This is a genomic window from bacterium, assembly GCA_026708015.1.
Classification (GTDB): domain Bacteria; phylum Actinomycetota; class Acidimicrobiia; order Acidimicrobiales; family Bin134; genus Poriferisocius.
Genome location: JAPOVT010000056.1, coordinates 131,237 through 150,430 on the forward strand (window position 1 = coordinate 131,237; position 19,194 = coordinate 150,430).

General features: G+C 65.2%; 22 protein-coding genes, 1 tRNA gene and 1 pseudogene. 14 read left to right on the plus strand and 10 right to left on the minus strand.

Annotation, left to right across the window (positions count from 1 at the left end; translation table 11 throughout):
* The first annotated feature begins 26 nt into the window (after window positions 1–26).
* Window positions 27–1,211 carry a sn-glycerol-3-phosphate ABC transporter ATP-binding protein UgpC gene (ugpC, locus tag OXG30_14370; protein ID MCY4136075.1) on the plus strand — a complete coding sequence of 395 codons (1,185 nt, stop codon included), beginning with the start codon at window positions 27–29 and terminating at the stop codon, window positions 1,209–1,211.
* Between the two features lie 17 nt (window positions 1,212–1,228).
* Here ugpC and OXG30_14375 read toward each other — a convergent pair whose 3' ends face one another.
* Window positions 1,229–2,302 (minus strand): LLM class flavin-dependent oxidoreductase, encoded by a 1,074-nt coding sequence (locus OXG30_14375; GenBank protein MCY4136076.1) that lies wholly within the window; start codon window positions 2,300–2,302, stop codon window positions 1,229–1,231.
* Window positions 2,299–3,204, minus strand: coding sequence for an aldo/keto reductase (locus tag OXG30_14380; GenBank protein ID MCY4136077.1), 906 nt, complete (start codon window positions 3,202–3,204; stop codon window positions 2,299–2,301). Before OXG30_14380 ends, OXG30_14375 begins: the two co-directional genes overlap by 4 nt.
* A gap of 51 nt (window positions 3,205–3,255) precedes the next feature.
* On the opposite strand from OXG30_14380, the gene OXG30_14385 reads away from it, so the two are divergent.
* Window positions 3,256–4,329 (plus strand): Gfo/Idh/MocA family oxidoreductase, encoded by a 1,074-nt coding sequence (locus OXG30_14385; GenBank protein ID MCY4136078.1) that lies wholly within the window; start codon window positions 3,256–3,258, stop codon window positions 4,327–4,329.
* Between the two features lie 15 nt (window positions 4,330–4,344).
* Here OXG30_14385 and OXG30_14390 read toward each other — a convergent pair whose 3' ends face one another.
* The 3 genes from OXG30_14390 to OXG30_14400 form a co-directional block, all read right to left on the minus strand.
* On the minus strand, window positions 4,345–5,280 hold the full coding sequence (locus OXG30_14390; protein MCY4136079.1) for a carbohydrate ABC transporter permease: 936 nt from the start codon (window positions 5,278–5,280) through the stop codon (window positions 4,345–4,347).
* A 31-nt stretch (window positions 5,281–5,311) separates the two neighbouring features.
* Window positions 5,312–6,934 (minus strand): ABC transporter permease subunit, encoded by a 1,623-nt coding sequence (locus OXG30_14395; protein MCY4136080.1) that lies wholly within the window; start codon window positions 6,932–6,934, stop codon window positions 5,312–5,314.
* 141 nt (window positions 6,935–7,075) lie between these two features.
* The gene (locus OXG30_14400; GenBank protein MCY4136081.1) at window positions 7,076–8,464 is read right to left on the minus strand and encodes an ABC transporter substrate-binding protein; all 1,389 of its coding nucleotides are present in this window, start codon (window positions 8,462–8,464) and stop codon (window positions 7,076–7,078) included.
* A gap of 131 nt (window positions 8,465–8,595) precedes the next feature.
* Here OXG30_14400 and OXG30_14405 point away from each other — a divergent pair, with 131 nt between their 5' ends.
* Complete coding sequence (locus OXG30_14405) at window positions 8,596–8,808, plus strand: hypothetical protein (protein ID MCY4136082.1); 213 nt, start codon at window positions 8,596–8,598, stop codon at window positions 8,806–8,808.
* A gap of 13 nt (window positions 8,809–8,821) precedes the next feature.
* Here the strand turns inward: OXG30_14405 and OXG30_14410 are convergent.
* A tRNA-Pro gene (locus OXG30_14410) sits at window positions 8,822–8,899 on the minus strand.
* 124 nt (window positions 8,900–9,023) lie between these two features.
* On the opposite strand from OXG30_14410, the gene OXG30_14415 reads away from it, so the two are divergent.
* Entirely contained in the window at window positions 9,024–10,745 is a 1,722-nt protein-coding gene (locus tag OXG30_14415) for a D-aminoacylase (protein ID MCY4136083.1), read from the plus strand.
* On the plus strand, window positions 10,745–12,274 hold the full coding sequence (locus tag OXG30_14420; GenBank protein ID MCY4136084.1) for a DUF2079 domain-containing protein: 1,530 nt from the start codon (window positions 10,745–10,747) through the stop codon (window positions 12,272–12,274). Before OXG30_14415 ends, OXG30_14420 begins: the two co-directional genes overlap by 1 nt.
* A gap of 7 nt (window positions 12,275–12,281) precedes the next feature.
* Here the strand turns inward: OXG30_14420 and OXG30_14425 are convergent, their stop codons facing one another.
* Window positions 12,282–12,683: an HIT family protein gene (locus OXG30_14425; GenBank protein ID MCY4136085.1), complete on the minus strand. Its 402-nt coding sequence runs from the start codon at window positions 12,681–12,683 to the stop codon at window positions 12,282–12,284.
* A gap of 22 nt (window positions 12,684–12,705) precedes the next feature.
* Here OXG30_14425 and OXG30_14430 point away from each other — a divergent pair, with 22 nt between their 5' ends.
* The 9 genes and pseudogenes from OXG30_14430 (at window position 12,706) to gcvT (ending at window position 18,086) form a co-directional block, all read left to right on the plus strand.
* The gene (locus OXG30_14430) at window positions 12,706–13,293 is read left to right on the plus strand and encodes a CDP-alcohol phosphatidyltransferase family protein (protein ID MCY4136086.1); all 588 of its coding nucleotides are present in this window, start codon (window positions 12,706–12,708) and stop codon (window positions 13,291–13,293) included.
* Window positions 13,294–13,331: 38 nt separating this feature from the next.
* On the plus strand, window positions 13,332–13,718 hold the full coding sequence (gene gcvH / locus OXG30_14435; protein ID MCY4136087.1) for a glycine cleavage system protein GcvH: 387 nt from the start codon (window positions 13,332–13,334) through the stop codon (window positions 13,716–13,718).
* A gap of 191 nt (window positions 13,719–13,909) precedes the next feature.
* Window positions 13,910–14,203, plus strand: a pseudogene (locus tag OXG30_14440) (FHA domain-containing protein).
* Complete coding sequence (locus tag OXG30_14445; GenBank protein ID MCY4136088.1) at window positions 14,200–14,925, plus strand: MerR family transcriptional regulator; 726 nt, start codon at window positions 14,200–14,202, stop codon at window positions 14,923–14,925. The pseudogene OXG30_14440 and the gene OXG30_14445 overlap by 4 nt, the downstream one beginning before the upstream one ends.
* 4 nt (window positions 14,926–14,929) lie before the next feature.
* Entirely contained in the window at window positions 14,930–15,487 is a 558-nt protein-coding gene (gene hpt / locus OXG30_14450; protein ID MCY4136089.1) for a hypoxanthine phosphoribosyltransferase, read from the plus strand.
* A gap of 10 nt (window positions 15,488–15,497) precedes the next feature.
* The gene (locus OXG30_14455) at window positions 15,498–15,998 is read left to right on the plus strand and encodes a bifunctional nuclease family protein (GenBank protein ID MCY4136090.1); all 501 of its coding nucleotides are present in this window, start codon (window positions 15,498–15,500) and stop codon (window positions 15,996–15,998) included.
* 128 nt (window positions 15,999–16,126) lie between these two features.
* Window positions 16,127–16,624, plus strand: a complete 498-nt coding sequence (locus tag OXG30_14460) for a MerR family transcriptional regulator (GenBank protein ID MCY4136091.1) — start codon at window positions 16,127–16,129, stop codon at window positions 16,622–16,624.
* A gap of 16 nt (window positions 16,625–16,640) precedes the next feature.
* Window positions 16,641–17,006 (plus strand): hypothetical protein, encoded by a 366-nt coding sequence (locus OXG30_14465; GenBank protein ID MCY4136092.1) that lies wholly within the window; start codon window positions 16,641–16,643, stop codon window positions 17,004–17,006.
* Between the two features lie 18 nt (window positions 17,007–17,024).
* Window positions 17,025–18,086: a glycine cleavage system aminomethyltransferase GcvT gene (gene gcvT / locus OXG30_14470; GenBank protein ID MCY4136093.1), complete on the plus strand. Its 1,062-nt coding sequence runs from the start codon at window positions 17,025–17,027 to the stop codon at window positions 18,084–18,086.
* Window positions 18,087–18,093: 7 nt separating this feature from the next.
* Here gcvT and OXG30_14475 read toward each other — a convergent pair whose 3' ends face one another.
* The 3 genes from OXG30_14475 to OXG30_14485 are packed head-to-tail and all read right to left on the minus strand — an operon-like array spanning window position 18,094 to window position 18,958.
* Window positions 18,094–18,381 carry a TlpA disulfide reductase family protein gene (locus tag OXG30_14475; protein MCY4136094.1) on the minus strand — a complete coding sequence of 96 codons (288 nt, stop codon included), beginning with the start codon at window positions 18,379–18,381 and terminating at the stop codon, window positions 18,094–18,096.
* A 3-nt stretch (window positions 18,382–18,384) separates the two neighbouring features.
* On the minus strand, window positions 18,385–18,693 hold the full coding sequence (locus OXG30_14480; GenBank protein MCY4136095.1) for a hypothetical protein: 309 nt from the start codon (window positions 18,691–18,693) through the stop codon (window positions 18,385–18,387).
* A gap of 1 nt (window position 18,694) precedes the next feature.
* Window positions 18,695–18,958, minus strand: a complete 264-nt coding sequence (locus OXG30_14485; GenBank protein MCY4136096.1) for a hypothetical protein — start codon at window positions 18,956–18,958, stop codon at window positions 18,695–18,697.
* Between the last annotated feature and the right edge of the window lie 236 nt (window positions 18,959–19,194).

Below are 19,194 nucleotides of genomic sequence, written 5' to 3' on the forward strand. Positions count from 1 at the left end.
CGCTGAAGATCCGATAGGGGGCCCAGATGGCCGATGTCGTACTTGAGGATGTCAACAAGGAGTACAGCAACGGCTTTGTGGCGGTCTCCGACCTGAACCTGGAGATCAACGAGGGCGAGTTCTTGGTGATGGTCGGCCCGTCAGGGTGCGGCAAGTCGACCACCCTGCGGATGATCGCCGGTCTTGAGGACATCACCTCGGGAACACTGCAAATCGGGGGCCGGGTGGTGAACACCCTTCCCCCCAAAGACCGGGACATCGCCATGGTGTTCCAGAATTACGCGCTCTATCCCCACATGAACGTGTTCGACAACATCGCCTTTTCGCTGAAGCTCTCGCAGCGGCCCAAGGCTGAGATCAGAGAAAGGGTCAACGAAGCGGCTCGCATCTTGGAGTTGGAGAACCAGCTCGACAAGCGGCCGGCCCAGTTGTCGGGCGGCCAGCGCCAGCGGGTGGCCATGGGCCGGGCCATCGTGCGGCGCCCCCGGGTGTTCCTCCTCGACGAGCCCTTGTCGAATCTCGATGCCAAGCTCCGGGTGCAGATGCGAGCCGAGATCACCGAGTTGCAACGCGAGGTGGGGGTTACCACCTTCTATGTGACCCACGACCAGGTGGAGGCCATGACCATGGCCGACCGGGTGGCAGTGATCAGCGGGGGGATCTTGCAGCAGGTGGACAGTCCGATGAAGCTGTTCAACGAGCCCGACAACATCTTCGTTGCCGCGTTCATCGGCTCCCCGTCGATGAACCTGATGGAGGCGGTGGTCCACCGTGAGGAATCAGGCTTGCAGATGCAGTTGGGAAGCCAGACGCTGGCCGTGCCCGACTCGGTGCTGGGACAGCGGCCCGCTCTGGAGCGCTATCTGGGCTCGACGGTGGCGGTTGGGCTGCGGCCCAAAGACTTGGAGGATGCCGCCATCGCCTCCGACCACCCCACCGATCAGAGGGTGAGTGCGCATGTCTCCCACGCTGAGGCCCTCGGCTATGAGGTGATCGCGTACTTCGAACTGGACGCCAAGCCGGTCATCTCACAAGAGGCGCTGGAGTTGACTGAGGACCAGATGGCCGATGCCGCCCAGGACTCCACCCGAGTTCACGCCCGGTTCCACCCCACCACCGCGGTGCAGCCCGGAGACGTGATCGAGGCCGCGGTCACCATGGAGAATGCACATTTCTTCGATCTGGAAACCGGCCTGGCCATCCGGGGGTGACCAGGGGGCGTCTGAGCTCAGTTCCAGAGGAGCGGGCCGTGGTCGATTTGGGGCAGGACCATGCTGCCGAATCGATCGCACTCCGGGAGATGCGGATATCCCGAGAGGATGAAGGCGTCGATGCCTGCCTGCCGGTAGGCGTCCAGCTTGGCCAGCACCTCGTCGGGCGAGCCCACGATGGCTGCCCCTGCTCCTGACCGGGCCCGGCCGATTCCGGTCCACAGGTTGTCCTCCACGAAGCCATCAGCGTCGCTGAGATCCCGAAGCTCGGTTTGGCGGTTGACCCCAGCCGAGGCGGCATCCAGCGATCGCCGCCTGATCGCTTCGCCCGTGTCATCGTCGAGCCGGCTGACCAGTCGAGCGGCCGCTTCTCGGGCTTCTTCGGCGGCCGGGCGCACGATGACGTGGCTGCGCAGCCCGAAGCGCAGGGTGCGGGATTGGCGTTCAGCTCGGGCCCTCATGTCGGCCACGGTGGCCGCGACACCGGCAACCGTGTCTGGCCAGGTGAGGAAGACGTCGGCTGCGGCTGCGGCGGTTTCTTTGGCCGCTTCGGAGAAACCGCCGAAGTAGAAGGGGGGACAGCGGCCCGACACGGTGGTGGCCCGAGGGGGATCGAGGGCCAGATCGACGAATTCGCCGTGGAAATCCACCGATTGGCCGTTGAGCAGCGTTCGCAGCACCTGCATCCACTCCAGCGTTCTGCGGTAGCGGGGCTCGGATTCCAGCGCTTCGCCAGGAATGTCGCTGGAGATGATGTTGATGGTGAGGCGGCCATCCAGTATCCGGTCGATGGTGGCCAGTTGGCGGGCGAGTTGGGGGAGCCACATCTCGCCCATCCGCACCGCGAGAAGGAGTTGGATCTGGCTGGTGTGCGGAGCCACCGCGGCGGCGAACGCGGTGGAGTCGATGCCCAGGGTGTAGCCCGAAGGCAAGAGGATGTTGTCGAAGCCGTGCCGGTCGGCGGCCAAGGTGATGTCTCGGCAGTGCTCCCAACTGCTGGCCAGCTCGGGGTCGGCTACTCCCAGGTATTCGTAGTCGTCGTCGCACAAGGCGGCGAACCAGGCTACCTCCACTGGAGTCGAACTGCTCACGGCAGCGGCACGCCCTCTGAGGCCTCGATGATGGCGTATACGTCGGCCCGTTCGAGGGGGACGGCGGCGGCCGGGGCCGCTTCGGCCAGCCGCTCGGGGTTCTGTGTTCCCAGCAGGGCCACTGGGCGGGACGGATGGGCCAGGACAAAGGCCAGGGCCACCGCGGTTCGGCTGGTGTCGTGGCGCACGGCCAACTGGTCGAGGGCGGCGATCAGCTCGGGCCGCACGTCGGTTCCGGTGGCGAGGCTGCCTCCGGCCAGCGGACTCCAGGCCAGGGGAACGACCCCGTCGCGCATGCAGAGATCCAAAGTGCCGTCGCGCAGGGCGCCCAATTCCGCGGCGGAGTACTCGGGCTGGGTGGAGGCCAGCGGGAACGGCAGATGGGCTGCTAGGGCCTCATGCTGCTGGGGGGTGAAGTTGGAGACGCCTGCCTCGCGGATCTTGCCCTGTTCCCGCAGTGCGGCCAGTGCCTCGGCCAGCTCTCCGGGATGGGTGAACAGGTCGGGCCGATGGATCTGGTAAAGATCGATCACATCGGTGCCAAGGCGGGCGAGCGACGCCTCGCAGGCCTCGGTTATGGCCGAAGCGCCGGAGTTGTAGGGGGTGGGCGGCGTGATCCCCCCTTTGGTGGCCAAAACCATGCGGTCCCGCAGCTCGGGCGCCGCCGCCAGCACCCGCCCGAGATTGGCCTCGGCTTGGCCGAAGGCGGTCCCGCCCCAGTCGAGTCCGTACACATCGGCGGTGTCCACCAGGTTCATACCGAGCCCCAAGGCCGCCTCCAGGAGCTCTTGGTAGCGGGAATCGGAGCGCCCGACGAGTCGCCAGCAGCCGAATCCCAGTCGTCCGATGTGGAAGTCGCTACCGAGGGGGATGGGATCAGGGTTGACAAGGCGTTCTGGCACCGGATCAAGGTATCGTGTCGAGCCTCCGCCAGCGTCGTTCGAGGGGAAATAGTGATCCGTTACGGAGTGATTGGGACCGGCATGATGGGCCGTGAGCACATCGCCAACGTCTCCCACGTCCCCGGTGCCGAGGTGGCCGCGCTGGCCGATCCCCACCCACAGTCTCTTGAGGCGGCCGGAGCCTTGGCCCCGCAAGCAGATCGCTTCTCTGACTATCGAGACCTGTTGGAAGCCGAGGTATGCGATGCGGTGGTGATCGCCACCCCCAACATGACCCATGCCGAGGTGTTGGGCCATGTGTTGGGGTCCGACCTGCATGTGCTGGTGGAGAAGCCGCTGTGTACCACGGTGGCCGATTGCCACCGGGTGATTGACGCGGCCTCAGAACACCGCGGGGTGATTCGGGTGGGGTTGGAGTACCGGTACATGGCGCCGTTTGCCCGGCTCATCCAAGAGGTGGAGGCAGGGGCGTTGGGCCGGGTGCGGATGGTTTCGATGCGGGAGCACCGCTTCCCGTTTCTGTCGAAGGTGGGCGACTGGAACCGGTTCTCTGAGAACACCGGGGGCACCCTGGTGGAGAAGTGCTGCCACTTCTTCGACCTGATGAACTTGGTGATGCCCGGTCGGCCCGAACGGGTGTTTGCCTCGGGAAGCCAGGCCGTGAACCACAGCGACGAGCGCTATGGGGGTCGCCCGCCCGACATCGACGACAACGCCTACGTGGTGGTGGACTACGACGACGGCGCCCGGGCCATGCTTGACCTGTGCATGTTCGCCGAAGCCACCCACAACCAGCAGGAATTCGCGGTGATGGGCGACGCCGGAAAGGCGGAGGCGCTGGTGCCGGAGCACATTGTGCGAATCGGCCGCCGAGGCGAGCACTCCATCGGCAATGTGGAGGTTGTGCCCACGCCGGTCGAAGCGCCATTCGAGGGGTTCCACCATGGTTCGAGCTTTGTGGAGCACCAGCGATTCCTGGAGGCCATCGGCAACGGCAACAGCGCCGACGTCCAAACCCAGTCGATAGAGGCTCTCGAAGGCGCCATGTTGTGCGTTGCCATGGGGGTTGCCGGTCAGCGGTCGATGGCGACAGGCTTGCCGGTAGCGGTGGCCGATGCCCTCTGATGGGGGAGGGCGCGCTCAGCCCTTGACGGAGCCGGCCAGGAGCCCTCGCACAAAGTGGCGCTGAAGGCTGAAGAACACGATCAGCGGCACGATCATGATCACGAATGCGGAGGCGAAGCGGAGCTGGAAGTTGGAGCCCCGCTCGCCCACCAGATTGACCAGCGCCACCGTCATGGGCTCGTTGTCGGTGAGGAACACCGCGGCGATCAGATAGTCGTTCCAGGTCCACAGGAACTGGAAGACAGCGAATGCGGCCAACGCCGGTCGGGCCAGAGGCACCACCAAACGCCAGAAGATGGTGAAGTGGGTGGCGCCGTCGATTCGGGCTGCTTCGAACACCTCGCGGGGGAGCTGGCTGATGAAGTTGTGCAAAAGCAGCACGGCCAGCGGCAGGCCGAACGCGGTATGGGTCAGCCAAACCGCCGCCGCGGTGTTGGCCACGCCGACGTCGGGGATCAGCACGAAGGTCCAGTCCACCCCTGGGATGGTGAGCCGGGCCCCGTTGTTGAACAGCTGGAGCAGCGGCACGAAAGCCATCTGGTTGGGCAAGGCGATCATGGAGACCAGGGCGATGAAGAGCCAGTTGCGGCCCCGGAATTCAATCCACGCAAATCCGTAGGCGGCGAAAGCGGCTATGGCGATGGGGATGATGGTGGCCGGCACCACGATGGCGAGGGAGTTGAGGGCGAACTCCCACATGGACGGCTGAGCGGCGCTCTCCCGGAAGATGTCGCGGTAGTTCTGGAGGGTCAGGTTGTTGATGTCGTTCCACGACGTCCACCAACCGGAGCTGTTGATGTCTGGCACCTTGCGGAACGAAGAGATGAACAGCCCGAACGTGGGCACGGTCCAGACCACCACGATCAGCCACATCACCCAGCTGGGGGTGGTGGCCGCCAGTCGGCGGATCCGCTGGCCGGTGGGCATGAGCGCCTTGTCAACCGGACTCATCTCAGCTCCGATCCCGTCTCATGCCCGGTACTCATCTCAGCTCCGATTGGAGTCGGCGGATGTTGTAGATCATCACCGGCAGCACCAGGGCCAGCAGCACCACAGCGAACGCGCTGCTGGAGGTGAAGTTGCGGTCGCGCAGCTGGTCGAACATCTCGTTGGCCAGCACGTTGGTGCGGTTGGCGCCGTTGGTGGTGGCCTTCACCAGGTCGAAGACCTTGGTGACGATCACCATGAGCGTGGTGACCACGACGATGATGGTGGGGCGGATCTGAGGGACGATCACCCGCCAGAAGACCTGGATCTCATTGGCTCCGTCTACCCGGGCCGCCTCGGTGAGCTCCTCGGGAACGGCTCGGATGGCGGCCGACAACACGACCATGGCGAATCCGGTCTGGATCCACACCATGATGAACATGATCCAGAAGTTGTTCCACGGGATCATCGACGAGTTGATGAAGAAGCCGCGGGGTTGGAATCCGATGCCCTGGAGGATGGCGTTTAGCAGTCCGGTCTGATTGCCGGTGGGTTGGACCTCATAGATGAAGTCCCAGATCACCGCGGCGCCCACCATGGAGATGGCCATGGGCATGAAGATCAGGGTCTTGGCCACCCGCTCGCCCCGGGCCCGCTCGGCCAGGATGGCCAGCAGCAATCCCAACACGGTGGACAGCCCGGCCACGGTGACCACCCACCAGATGTTGTTCCACACCACGCCTCGCAGGGTGGACAGCGCGCCGAAGATGCCCAGGCCGATGGCGAGCACCAGCATCATGGATGAGGTTGGCGACCCCCAGTCCATCTCCAGATCACCCCTGCGCAACCGGGCCAGCAGCCACGCCACCACGAGGATGGCTGTCACCGCGGCCACGATGGCCAGCGTGATTCGGCTCGACACCACCACGGTGAGCACGTCCACGATCGCTGATCGGTTTGGCTCGCGGACCAGCGATTCAACGAAGCTGGCCAGAGCGGCGATTCCAATGAGGGCAGCGACACCGCTCAGCACTCTCATGGTTCCTCTGGCCGCCTTGACTCTCTGCGGGCCGCCGACGATTCGAGATGCGCTGGCCCACGCGGCGATGACGGCCACCGCGGCGGCGGCCAGGCCTACGATGAAGAGCCGGCTGGTGAAGATCGAGGTCCATCCTTCGACGGAGAAGAAGGTGCGGTCGGTGAAGATCTCCTCGTAGTGCTGGATGGTGAAGCCAGGCTCCCGACCTCTCGGACCGTTCTTGAGCGACAACCACATGGTGCGAAATCCGGGGATGACCAGGCCGCCGACGACGAAGAGCAGAGCCGGGCCCACGAACACCCAAGGCCTGAGTCCGCCTTCCAAGCGGATGCGCCGCTCCAGGGTCGGGACCAGTCCTCGTCCCGCAACCATGCCCAAGCCCCCACCGATCAGCCCGCTGATGACGATGGCCAGCCATCCCTCGGAGAATGGGCCGCCGATAGACGGTCCCTGGGGCACCCATCCGTTGTGCTGGAGCACGGCCCCGATGATCAGGCCCAATACCGCCCCGATGCTGGCCGTGAACGCCGACCACCGGTTCAGGGTGGAGTCAACGGTTCGATCAGCGCCGATGAACAGCACCGCGGTAACAGCCAGCGCACCGGCAACGCTAATGAGCATGGTGACGATCTGGCCCATGGCGCTCTTACCCTAGGCGGTACTCCGGGGCTGGCGCGTGAACGCGACGGGGCCGGGGGCGAAAATGCCGCCCCCGGCCCTGTTCAGAGTTGTTCAGCTCAGAGTTGTTCAGCCGCTAACGACTGAGTATTTGGCATTCGGCTACGGCCAAGCGTTCTCGGTGTCGTCGGCGAACTCCTGGGCCGTCTTGGAGCCCGACACGTAGTCGGTTCCAGAGCGCCAGAACTCGCCGGCGCCGACCTCGCCCGGCATCAGGTCAGAAGCGTCGAACCGGAACGGATCGGCGCTCACCAGGATGTCGGCCAGGCCGCGATCGAAGTCCGAGCTGTACAGCGAGGTGTCATGCTCGCGGTTGGGCGAGAGGAATCCGCCCTTGTCAGCCGTGATCCGGGCGTTGGCGTATTCGGCGGTGCCGATGTACTCCATCACAGCCAGGGTCTCGGGCTTGTCGGTGAAGGCCACCGCGTGGGTGCCCGCCCCGAGGACGACGGTGCCGAACTCGTCACTGACAGTCGGCAGGTAGAACACGTTGACGTCGCCGTTGGGGCCGAGCGATGCGCCGATTTCGGTGTAGAAGGCGCCGGCGAAGCTGGCCTGGCGGTGCAGCACGCAGTCGCCGTCGGCGATCGGCAGGGAAGCCTCTTTGAAGCCGGTGGCGGCGATCAGGTCGCGACCACCGAGCACGTTGCCCTCCTCGAACCAGATGTCGCCCACAAACTCGGCAACTTCGACCACTCGCGGGTCGTTGAACGGAATCTCGTGGGACACCCATTGGTCATAGACGTCGGGACCCTGGAGGCGGAGCATCATGTCCTCCATCCAGTCGGTGAACACCCAGCCGGTGGCGTCGCCCGACCCGATGCCGATGCACCAGGGGGTGAGGCCGTCGGCCTTGATCTGGTCAGTCAGCGCCTCGAGCTCGGCCCAGGTGCTGGGGATCTCGTAGCCGTTCTCGGCGAACAGCGTCGGGCTGTACCACACCAGGCTCTTCACATCGCCCTTGTTGGGCACGCCGTACACCTGCCCACCGGTGGTGGCCAGGTCGAACCAGAACGGGTCGTAGGCGCCGGAAATGCTGTCAAGCAGCGACTGGGGCAGGGCCACGGCGTCACCGGACTCACCGAACTGGATGATCCGGCCCGGCTGGGGGATGATCACGATGTCGGGCGGGTTGCCGCCTTCCAGAGCCAAGTTCAGCTCTGTGGTGGCGTCCCGAGTGCCGGAATACTGCACCTCGATGCCAGTACGAGCCTCGAACGGCTCGAAGCCGGCCAAGAATCCCTCGGCCTCCGGGCCGGTCTCCGGGCCGAGGATGTTGACCACGGTCCCAGCTAGGCTCATCTCCTCTTCTTCAGGAGCTTCTTCCTCGACCATTGGCTCTTCCTCAGGCATCTCCTCTGCCGGCGCGGCGGTAGGAGCTGGTGTGGAAGCGGCCGGCGCGTCATCGTCGTCGTTGCCGCAGGCTCCGGCCACGAGGGCGAAGGCAAACAGCAGGGCGACGAGCGCGAGCAACTTGGATTTCATTCTCATTGCAGGGATTCCCTCCGGATAAGTGAGCAATTGCCGGAAAAGCACGCTATCGCTTGGCTTTCGACAAGGGCAAGACAACGCCCCTGTTGGCCGTATGCGGAAAAACGGGCTGACAATGGCAAGCTAAATGGATGCCGTGGTGCGAGTCCTGTGAGCGGTTCTGGAACCCCTCCTCGGTCACAGAAGCGGGGGAGTGCCCCACCTGCGGTGCTGCGGTCGAAGCCCCGTCGGAGGTAGATGCCCCGACCCCTCAGAGAGTCCCCTGGCACTTCTGGCTAGCCATCACCGCCGCCGGCGTGTACCTCGCCTGGCGCGCCATCGACGGCATCGCCCTGCTGTTCTGAGGGGATGCACAATTGGTCGGGCTGCCGGGATTTGAACCCGGGACCTTCGGTCCCCCAGACCGACGCGCTAACCAAGCTGCGCCACAGCCCGCAACGCAGGGAGCATAGTGCGGCTGCACGAGGGCACCCCATGCGGATAAGTGGGATTGGGGCCCATCGGTGTCTATCGCAGTGTTGGTCGGGGGAGCCCCATGCGGATAAGTAGAATTGGGGCCGTGTTGGACCTGGTTATCCGCGGCGGCACGATTGTCGACGGCTCAGGTAGTCCGGGCTATTCGGGTGACGTCGGTATCGAGGGTGGGCGTATAGCGGTCGTTGGCGAAGTGGCCGACTCGGGGCACGGCGAGATAGATGCCACCGGCCGGGTGGTTTGCCCCGGCTTTGTGGACCCCCACACCCACTACGACGCCCAGCTCTTCTGGGATCCGGCCGCCTCTCCCTCCAACCTGCACGGGGTTACCACCGTTATCGGCGGCAACTGCGGATTCACCCTGGCGCCCCTCAATCCCGGCGACGCCCCCTACCTCCAGCGGATGATGGCCAAAGTGGAGGGCATGCCGCTCACCGCCCTGGAGACCGGGCTGGACTGGTCGTGGCGTACTTTTTCCGATTACCTGGCCCGCTTGGATGGCAACCTGGGAGTCAATGCCGGGTTCCTGGTGGGCCACTGCGCCATCCGCCGGGCGGTCATGGGTGCCGACGCCACCGGCAACGAAGCCTCCCCCGACCAGCTTGAGACGATGAAGGCCCTGTTGGCCGAGGGCATCGCCGCGGGCGGTCTGGGCTTTTCCACCTCGCTGTCTTACACCCACAACGACGGCGATGGCGTTCCGGTAGCTTCCCGATTCGCCAGTAACGACGAGGTGGTCGCGCTGTGCTCGGTGGTGTCAGAGCATGAGGGCACCACCCTGGAGTACGTCACCGATGGCTGCATGCAGGGCTTCACCGCAGATGAGCTCGACTTGATGGTGGCCATGAGTCGAACCGCCCGGCGACCGCTCAACTGGAATGTGCTCACCATCGACTCGGCCGACCCCGACCGCTACCGGGAACAGCTCGGCGCCTCGGTGCGGGCCGCCGAGCACGGAGCCCGGGTGGTGGCGCTGACCATGCCGGTGCTGGTGGGCATGAACATGAGTTTCCTCAACTACTGCGCCCTCAACATGCTGCCCGACTGGGGAGAGGTGCTGGGCCTACCGGTGGCCGAGCGCATGGCCCGCCTCGCCGATCCCCAAACCAGAGTGCATTTGGCCGAGCGGGCAGCCTCGCCCGACGCCGGGGTGTTCAGCCGGCTCACCGGATGGGGTGGCTATCGGATCGGCGACATCTTCAGTTCGGCCAACGACGGCTTCACCGGGCGCACCGTGGCCGAAATCGGCGCGGAGCGGGGAACCGAGCCCTTCGACACCCTGGTCGACATCGTGCTGGCCGACGAGCTGCGCACCGTGCTGTGGCCGGCACCCACCGACGACGATGACGAGAGCTGGCGGCTGCGGGCCGAGGCATGGCAGAGCGAGCACACGCTCTTGGGCGGCTCCGACGCCGGTGCCCACCTCGACCGAATGTGCGGCGCCCCCTACACCACCGCGTTTTTGGGCGACTGCCTGCGGGGCCGGCGGCTGGCTTCGCTGGAGACGGCCATTCACATGCTGACCGACGCCCCGGCCCGGCTGTTCGGTCTGCGAGAGCGAGGCCGCATCGAGCAGGGATGGCGCGCCGATCTCGTGGTATTCGATCCCGACACGATCGACTCCGGCACCATGCGCATGGTGGACGACCTGCCGGGCGGCTCACCCCGGCTGTTCGCCGACTCGGTCGGCGTCGACCAGGTGCTGGTGAACGGGGAGCTGATCGTGAGCGATGGGCAGGCGACCGATACTCGGCCCGGCACCCTGCTGCGGTCAGGGCGCGACACCGAGACCGTGCTGGTCGGGTAGTGGATCTAGAGCAGGCCAAGGTCACGCTGGCCCAGTCGCGGCGCCGGCTGGAGATTTTCTCGCTGCGCGGGCAGGCCCGCCTCGACACCCAGCGGTTCGACCAGGCTGTCCCGTGGATCATCGCGGTGCTGCTGGGCGTGGCCCTCTCGGGTCTGGCTCTGACTCGGGCCCATCAGCTGGATGCCGGGGCCGACTTGTCGGCCCACCTTCAAGGGCTGTGGCTCATCGGCGAGGGCTACGAGCCGCGCTCCAGCGTGGCCGGCCACAACCTGCTGTGGGAGCAGGCCGCGTTCATCCTCTACCCTGTGGCCGGGCTGGTCGCCCTGTTTCCCGACCAGCCCACCCTCTTGTGCCTGCAAGCCGCGGCGTTGGGGCTGGCCGTGGTGCCGCTGTGGCGCATCGCCCGCGACGTGGGAGGCCTCAAGTCGGGAGCGGCGTTTGCGGTGGTCTTCGCCTACTGCGCCTATCCGGCGGTCCACTCGATCAACCTCTCCGACTTCCACCCTGAGGCCTTGGCCGTGCCCGCGCTGTTTGCCGCAGTGCTCACTGCCCTCAAGGGGCGGTGGAACTGGTTCGCGGTGTTCGCGTTGGTGGTGGTGACCTGCCGGGCGGACCTGGCCTTCGCCCTTTCCGGGCTGGGCCTGCTGGTGCTGCTGGAGGGTCGCCGCCGCCCCGGAACCGCCATTTCCCTCGGCGGCCTGGCCTATGGGCTGGTGGCGATGACGGCCATCCAGCCTCGATTCAACGGCGGGCGATTCCCCCACATCGAGGCGTTCTCCGACTTCGGCAGCAGCCATCCGGGCTCGGTTCTGTGGGGCTTCATTTCCGCCCCCCACCAAGTAGTGGCCGACGCGGTGTCGCAGGCCAACTTCCAGATGATCGTCTTCCTGTTGGCCCCGGTCATGCTGCTGCCGCTGGTGGCGCCCCGCTATGTGCTGCCGGTGCTTCCTCTGTTCGCGGTGTACCTGGTGGCCGACGTGCCCTCCGGCCCGTTGGCAGATGCCTCCCAGACGGTGCCGATGATCCCGTTCGTCTTTGCGGCCACGGTGTTCGCGCTGGCCCGGTCGGGTCGAGTCTTGGTGGAGCGAGTCAACGTGGACCGCCGCCTGCTCACCGCACTGGTTCTGATGGCCAGCCTCTTCTTCTTGAGCGATGCCCCGAGCTCTCTGTATGAGAGGCCGTGGAACTGGGGCCAGCGCGACACGATGGACATCGCCCGCCAAGAGGCCGCCGACCTGATTCCGCCCGATGCGTCGGTGCGGGCTTCAGAGCATGTCCTTCCCCTGCTGTCGGACCGTACCCGGCTGTATGTGCTGCATGCCGGAGACGACCCCGACAGTGCCGCGGTGGCTGCCACCCCCAAGGTGGAGTGGATCGTGTTCGACGCCGAGTCTGCCCCCGAATGGAGTCCTCTGGATGTCGAGAGCTTCGATTTGGACATCCGGAGGACCGGTTTCGAGCGCCTGGAGATGGAAGAGGGGGTTGCGGGCCTGCGCGTCTACCGGCTCCGCAATGTGATCCAGAGTTAGCTCGGCGCTAACTCCCGGAGATGTGGGAGCGCAAAGCCTCGGTGGCCTCGGCCAGCTCTTCGGGGGGAACCGAGGCTTTGGCGTTGGCGAAGCTCAGATCGCCGATGTCGAACATCGGGATGACGTGCAAGTGGGTGTGGGGCACCTCGTGGCCGGCGATGATGAGGCCGACCCGGGGCGGTCCGAATGCGGCCATCTGGGCAGCACCCACCTCTTGGGCCACGACCATCAGATGGGCGGCCAACTCGGGAGGCACATCCAGCCAGTGGTCGATCTCGGCTCGGGGCACGACGAGCGCGTGGCCGGTCTGTATGGGGTTGATGGACAAGATGGCCACACAGTCGTCGTCTTCCCATACAAAGTGTCCGGGTAGGTCGCGGTTGATGATCATGGAGAAGACGCTGGCCATCTGCCCATAGTATGACCTGGTTATGTCGGGGCGGCCGGTGCTTACGGTTCCTAACTTCATATCGATGCTGCGGCTGGCGTGCGTGCCGGTGTTCTGCGTGCTGCTTCTGGGCATGGGAAACCGGGCCGGGGCGGCCATCTTGCTCGGCGTGCTGGGGGCCACCGACTGGGTTGACGGCTACATCGCCCGGCGATTGGACCAGGGCTCCGAGCTGGGGAAGATCCTGGACCCCACGGCCGACCGCCTGATGTTCTTGGCCGCGGTGGTGGCGATGATGGTGGACGGCTCCCTCCATGCGGCATTCGGGGTGACCATGCTGGCGAGGGAGGCCGCGGTATCGCTGGCCACAGTGGTGCTGGCAGCAATGGGGGCTCGCAGGATCGATGTGACCTGGACCGGCAAGACGTCCACGTTCGGCCTCATGTTCGCTCTGCCGTTCTTGCTGCTCGGCGACTCGAGCGTGGGAGGGGGCACCGCGCTGCGGGGCGTCGGCTGGGGCTTGGGCATCCCGTCGTTGGTGCTCAGCTACTACGCCGCGGTGGAGTACATCCCCCGGGCCCGCCAGGCCCTGGCCGAGGGAAGGGCGGGCCGAACCGCAGCCTCAAGCTGAGGTTGAGAGTTTTCCCGCCAGCCGGTACGGTGTCCTCAATGAACGTACCGGCTGAACTCCGCTATTCCGAAGACCACGAATGGACCAGGGTTGATGGCAACCGGGTTTGCTTGGGCATCACCGATTACGCCCAGGATGCCTTGGGCGACGTCGTCTACATCGATCTTCCTCCGGTGGGGACCGACGTGGCCAGCGGCGATCCGTTCAGCGAGGTCGAGTCCACCAAGTCGGTGTCAGAGATATACGCGCCGCTGAGCGGCACCATCGTCGAGGTGAACACCGATCTGATCGACCACCCCGAGCGGCTCAACGAGGACCCCTACGGAGAGGGGTGGATCTGCGTGATCGAGGCCTCCGATCTGTCGGAACTGGACAGCCTCCTGGACGCGGCGGCCTACACCGAGCTGACGGAGACCGTCGATTGACCTCCCGACCTGATGATGGAGAGACCCAAGGGGTCGTCTGCCCGCAATGCGGCTATGTCAGCGAGGCTGGGGTCAACTTCTGTGCCTCGTGCGGTTATTTCCTCAAACCGACTGGCGACCCTGACGGGGCTGGCTCGGTGGACGAGCCGACCACCGAGTTGGAGCTCGAAGCCGATCTGGTGAGGCTTCCGGCGGTATTGGTGGTAACCCAGGGGCCGACCGCGGGCAGCCGATTCGAGTTGTCCGATGCCCGGGTGGCCGTGGGTCGCCATCCCGACTCCGGCATTTTCTTGGACGACATCACGGTGTCCCGGCGGCACGCCGAGGTCTATCGGGACGGCCTGGTGCAACACGTCAAGGACATGGGCTCGCTGAACGGCACTTATCTGAACAGTCGGCGAGTGGAGGATGCCGGCTTGAAGAACGGCGACGAGCTCCAGATCGGCCGATTTAAGCTGGTGTTCTACGACGGGACCAGCGAATGACCGTCCAGTACCGGTCGATCGGCCAGGTTTTGGACCTGCTGAAAGACGAGTTCTCCGACATAAGCATCTCGAAGATCCGCTTTCTTGAGAGCCAGGGCCTCATAGATCCCGAGCGCAACCAGTCTGGGTACCGGAAATTCACCGAGGCCGACATCAACCGGCTGCGGTGGATTCTGGAGCAGCAACGGGATCACTTCCTGCCCCTCAAGGTCATCAAGGAGCGAATCGACGGTGAAGGTTTCGATGAGGTGGACGGACGCGGGGAGTCCGGCGAGGACGAAGCCGCCCCTCGCTCTCGGACGTCCGGGCGTCCCAACCCGTTGGACACCGGGGCGGTGTCGGTGTCGCTGACCCTCGACGAGCTGGCGTCGGCCAGCGGGCTGAGCCGCTCCAAGGTCGTCGAGCTTGAAAAATTCGGCCTCATCGAGCCCTTGGACGACGGAGCGCTCTCGCACTACGGCGCCGAAGCGGTCATCGTGGCCAAGGTGGCCGCCGGGTTCTTGGCCCATGGGCTGGAGCCCCGCCATCTGCGGGCCTACAAATCGGCCGCCGAGCGGGAGGCAGGTCTGCTGGAGCAGCGGATCATGCCGCTAGTGATGCAGCGTACGCCCAAGTCCCGCAAGCAGTCCCAAGACGTGCTGGTGGAGCTGATCAACCTCGGCTCGGAGCTGCGTCTCTCGCTGCTCCGGGATGCCTTGGCCAACCACACTGGGAACCGCTAGCCCCGTGGGGAGCGCCGACCCAGAGTTGTTCGCCAGCCGGGAGGCCATAGAGCAGGCCGTTGACCGCGTCGCAGTTGAGATATCGCAGCAATGCTCCGATGGAGTAGTGCTGGTGTCAGTGTTGAAGGGGAGCCTGCCTTTCCTTGCCGACCTGGTCCGGGCGGTGGCCATCGAGGTGGAGGTGGACTTCATGGCGCTGTCCCGGTTTGCGGCCGACTCGGGCCGCGTCCGGCTGGTCAAGGACCTGGACTGCGATGTGGGCGGACGCCGAGTGGTGCTGGTGGAGGACATCGTGGACACCGGGTTGAGCCTCGGCTATCTGATGGGAGAGCTGCGACGCCGGTCGGCCGCCTCGGTGGCGGTGGCCGCGCTGTTGAACCGGAGCGCTCGTCGCATCTTGCCGCTGGAGCCCGACTTTGTGGGATTTGAGGCCCCCGATGAGTTCTTCCTGGGCTACGGCCTCGACTGGGACGGCCGGTACCGGAACCTGGACCGGTTGGTAATCGGAGACCCTGGTCTATTGGCCGACGATCCCGACGCCTATGTCTCTATCCTCTACTAACGTGGAGTCGATGAAGGAGATGGAGCTGGTCGGGGTTCGGATCGAACTTCCGTCGAATGCCCCGATTGTGCTGCTTCGGGAAACCGATGGCGACTGCCGGCTTCTGCCCATCTTCATCGGTGGAGCGGAGGCACAGGCCATCGCTCTGGCCATGGAAGAGGTGGAGACTCCTCGACCCATGACCCACGACCTGTTCAAGAACGTGCTCGACGACTTGGGGGTGCGGATCGAGCGAATCGTGGTCACCGAACTGCGGGATCGGACGTTCTATGCCGAACTGGAATTGGCGGGAGGAAACGGGGCCCGGCGGATTTCAAGCCGTCCCTCCGACGCGGTGGCCCTAGCCGTGCGCACCGGCGCCCCAATTTTCGCCGACGAGTCGGTGCTGGAAGCCGCCGGGCACACAGTGGAGCCCGACGAGCCTGAGGGGGAAGAGCCCCCGGCCGAGGAAGTTCTGGACCAATTTCGGGAATTCTTGGACCAGGTGACCCCGGACGATTTCAACGGCTGACGCTTTCTCGCCTCAAATTCCTTTCTTGACAATCCACAGATCGAGGTTTACCCTGTGGAAGTTCATTGGCGTAGTTTCCCCGGTGTAATATGCCGAATTGGGAACGCGCCCCGGCACTGGAGAGTCAGATGAGCGAGTACGGACAAGTAGCCAAGGACTTCAGTTCCCCCCAGACCATTGAGATTGTCGGCATCACTTACCGCCAACTGGACTACTGGACACGCACTGAGTTGGTTGCGTCTACCGCGCAAATTGCCGAGGGAAGCGGCAGCCGCCGCCGGTATTCCTACAACGATCTGTTGGAGTTAAAGCTGATCAAGCGGCTTTTGGACGAGGGAATTGCCCTACAGCGGGTGCGCGAAGTATTCGACTATCTGCGCGACGAACTGGGAGAGGAAGTGGCCAGCGCCGATCTGGTGATCAACGGCAGTCAATCGCTCCTGGTTCGGACTGATGAGCAAATTCTGGATGCTCTGCGCCAAGGCCAGGGTGCTCTTTACCTTCGCATGGAAGGCCTTATCGAAGAGGTAGAGGCCGCCGTGAGGGAGCTTCCCGTTGAAGAGCCCCTTCCTGTGGATACTGCTGAGCCCCAAACCGGCGTCAGCACGGCCCAAACCGGCTCTTAAGGAGGCCGCCGAAAGCGTGTTCGCCCACGATTCTGAGCGGCAATTCGCCGAGTTGCTCGACTTTTATGGCGTCGAGTGGCGATATGAGCCCGAGACCTTTGTGCTCTCTCGCAACGAATCAGGCGAAGTGGCCGAGGCGTTCACGCCCGACTTCTACTTGCCCCAATTCGACCGCTACGTGGAGATCACCACCGCGCGCCAGAAGTACATCACCCGCAAAAACGGCAAAGTTCGCCGACTGCGGGAGTGCTACCCCGGCATCGATGTCGTTGTGCTTTGCCAGCGGGATTATCACAGCTTGTTGAGCAAGTATGGCTTCGACGATGTCACCGGAATGGACGGTGATCTGACCCACACTGGCGCCGGCGCTGGGACCGGCTAGCCGGTAGGGGAATTCCACGTGCGTTCCTCCCCGTTGGAGGGCAGGCATCAGGCGCTGGGGGCCAAGCTGGTTCCTTTCGGCGGCTGGGATATGCCGCTCTCCTATCCGTCGGGCACCCTGGCCGAGCATCGGGCTTGCCGAACCGAAGCGGTGGTGTTCGATGTGAGCCATCTGGGCACGCTTCGGGTGTCTGGTGTCGATGCCTACGAGCGCCTTCAAAAGGCGTTCACCAACGATCTGGCCCGGATAGAACCGGGACGTACCCAGTACACCCATCTGTTGGACCAGGACGGTTCGGTGCTCGACGACATCATCGTGTGGTGGGTGGCGCCGGAGAGCTTCGACGTGATGCCCAATGCCTCCAACACCGACCGGGTGGCTGACGCCCTAGGCGGCGCTGAGGCCGAAGACGGATTTCAGGCCGCTGATGTGACCGCCAGTCGTGCGGTGCTGGCGGTGCAGGGTCCTGAGGCCCGCAGTCGACTGGCCGAGGTGTCGCCCGGTGCTTCAGAGGTGCCCCGCAACTGCGTGGCCTCGGTGCAGTGGGAGGGCTCTGCGCTGACCGTGGCCGGTACCGGCTACACCGGCGAGGATGGGGTGGAGATCGCCGTGCCCACTGAGGCCGCTGAGCAGCTCTGGGATGCGGTGACTGCGGCGGGGATCATTCCCGCTGGCCTGGGGGCTCGGGACACGCTTCGCCTGGAGAAGGGTCTGCCCCTGCACGGCCATGAGCTCGGCCCGGGCATCACCCCGCTGCAAGCCGGGCTGGGCTGGGTGGTGCGCTGGGACAAGGCGTCGTTTCGGGGCCGGGAGGCTCTGGCCGCAGAGCGGGAGAGGGGCATCCACCGGCGATTGCGGGGACTGCGGGTGGAGGGCCGTCGTCCGCCCCGGGAGGGTCAGGCTGTGCTGCGGGGCGACGAGGCGGTGGGGGAGGTCACGTCGGGGAATTTCTCGCCCATGCTGGAGACGGGTATCGCCTTGGCCTTTGTGCCCCCCGACGCCGAAATCGGCGACGAGCTGGCCGTGGATATGCGAGGCACCCTCACGCCGGCCACCGTGGTCAAGCTCCCGTTCGTCTAGCGGAGCGTCAAGCGCTGACGGCCTCGAGCACCCGGCTTTGGGGGATGCTGCCCCGCCACGAGGTCAGGATCGTGCCATTGGCGTCCAACAGCATCCCCGCGGGCTGGCCGGAGATTCCCAGCTGACGCCAAGACTCGAAGGTCGGATCCCAGAGCATGGTGAAGGTGGTACCAGTGGACTCCACGAAGCTCTCGGCCAGCCCGAGGCTGTCTTGGGTTCCAACTCCGATGACGGTTACCTTGTCAAAGTTGTTTCGTGCGAACTGCTCGACGCTGGGGGCTTCCCGGCGGCAGATGGTTCAATGGGGCGCCCAGAACCAGAGCACGAGGGGCCGATCCGACGGGGCGAAGCTGGCCAGGTTCACGTCGGCCCCGGTGGCAATGTCCACCAATTCGACCGAGGGCAGATCAGATTCTGGAGCTGGGGCGGCGCTCTCTGTGGCCGGTTCGGGTGCTGGCGCCTGAGTGGCGGGGGCTTCGGCTGGGGCCGGTGCCTCGGTAGGAGCAGTCGCAGGGCTGTCGACGCTGTCTCCGCAAGCAGCTGCGCCTAGGGCCAAGCAGAAAGCCATGGCGAGTACCTTGATCTTCGTCTTCGTCAGCGCACCCACGTCAGGCTGCTCCAATGCCGGCCACCTTGTCCAGGATCCAGCTGTGCGAGGGGTTGGCCCGCCGATCGACCTCCTGGCCGAACCTATTTAGCACGATTATTCGGTGCTGGCTGGTGATTCCCAGTCCGTTCCAGGATGCACTGGATGAATCCCACAACATGGTGAAGGTCGTCCCGGTTCTGTTCACGAAATCCTCAGCCTGTCCGAGGCTGTCGCGGGCTCCGACGCCGATGAGGGTGAATTTGTCGGTGTTGTCTCGAGCCAACTGGTCGAGGCCGGGGGCTTCCCGGCGGCAGGTGGGTCAATGGGGCGCCCAGAACCACAGCACGATGGGCCGGTCGGACGGGGCGAAGCCGGCCAGGTTGACGGTGGTGCCGGTGGCCACGTTCACCATCTGGACCGCAGGCAAGTCTGAAGGGGGAACCGGCGTTGGCTCGGGAGTCGGTTCGGGAGTGGGTGGCGGCGTGGGCCTTGGGGTGGGCCGTGGCGTGGGTGCCGGAG

Bases quoted from the DNA above. Each gene is read 5' to 3' on its own strand.
- OXG30_14405 (MCY4136082.1), top strand. From the start codon at position 8,596: ATGCCGTGGTGCGAGTCCTGTGAGCGGTTCTGGAACCCCTCCTCGGTC.
- gcvH (MCY4136087.1), top strand. From the start codon at position 13,332: ATGAACGTACCGGCTGAACTCCGCTATTCCGAAGACCACGAATGGACC.
- OXG30_14395 (MCY4136080.1), bottom strand. From the start codon at position 6,934: ATGGGCCAGATCGTCACCATGCTCATTAGCGTTGCCGGTGCGCTGGCT.
- ugpC (MCY4136075.1), top strand. From the start codon at position 27: ATGGCCGATGTCGTACTTGAGGATGTCAACAAGGAGTACAGCAACGGC.
- OXG30_14390 (MCY4136079.1), bottom strand. From the start codon at position 5,280: ATGAGTCCGGTTGACAAGGCGCTCATGCCCACCGGCCAGCGGATCCGC.
- OXG30_14455 (MCY4136090.1), top strand. From the start codon at position 15,498: ATGAAGGAGATGGAGCTGGTCGGGGTTCGGATCGAACTTCCGTCGAAT.
- OXG30_14445 (MCY4136088.1), top strand. From the start codon at position 14,200: ATGACCGTCCAGTACCGGTCGATCGGCCAGGTTTTGGACCTGCTGAAA.
- OXG30_14430 (MCY4136086.1), top strand. From the start codon at position 12,706: ATGTCGGGGCGGCCGGTGCTTACGGTTCCTAACTTCATATCGATGCTG.
- OXG30_14425 (MCY4136085.1), bottom strand. From the start codon at position 12,683: ATGGCCAGCGTCTTCTCCATGATCATCAACCGCGACCTACCCGGACAC.
- OXG30_14460 (MCY4136091.1), top strand. From the start codon at position 16,127: ATGAGCGAGTACGGACAAGTAGCCAAGGACTTCAGTTCCCCCCAGACC.
- OXG30_14400 (MCY4136081.1), bottom strand. From the start codon at position 8,464: ATGAGAATGAAATCCAAGTTGCTCGCGCTCGTCGCCCTGCTGTTTGCC.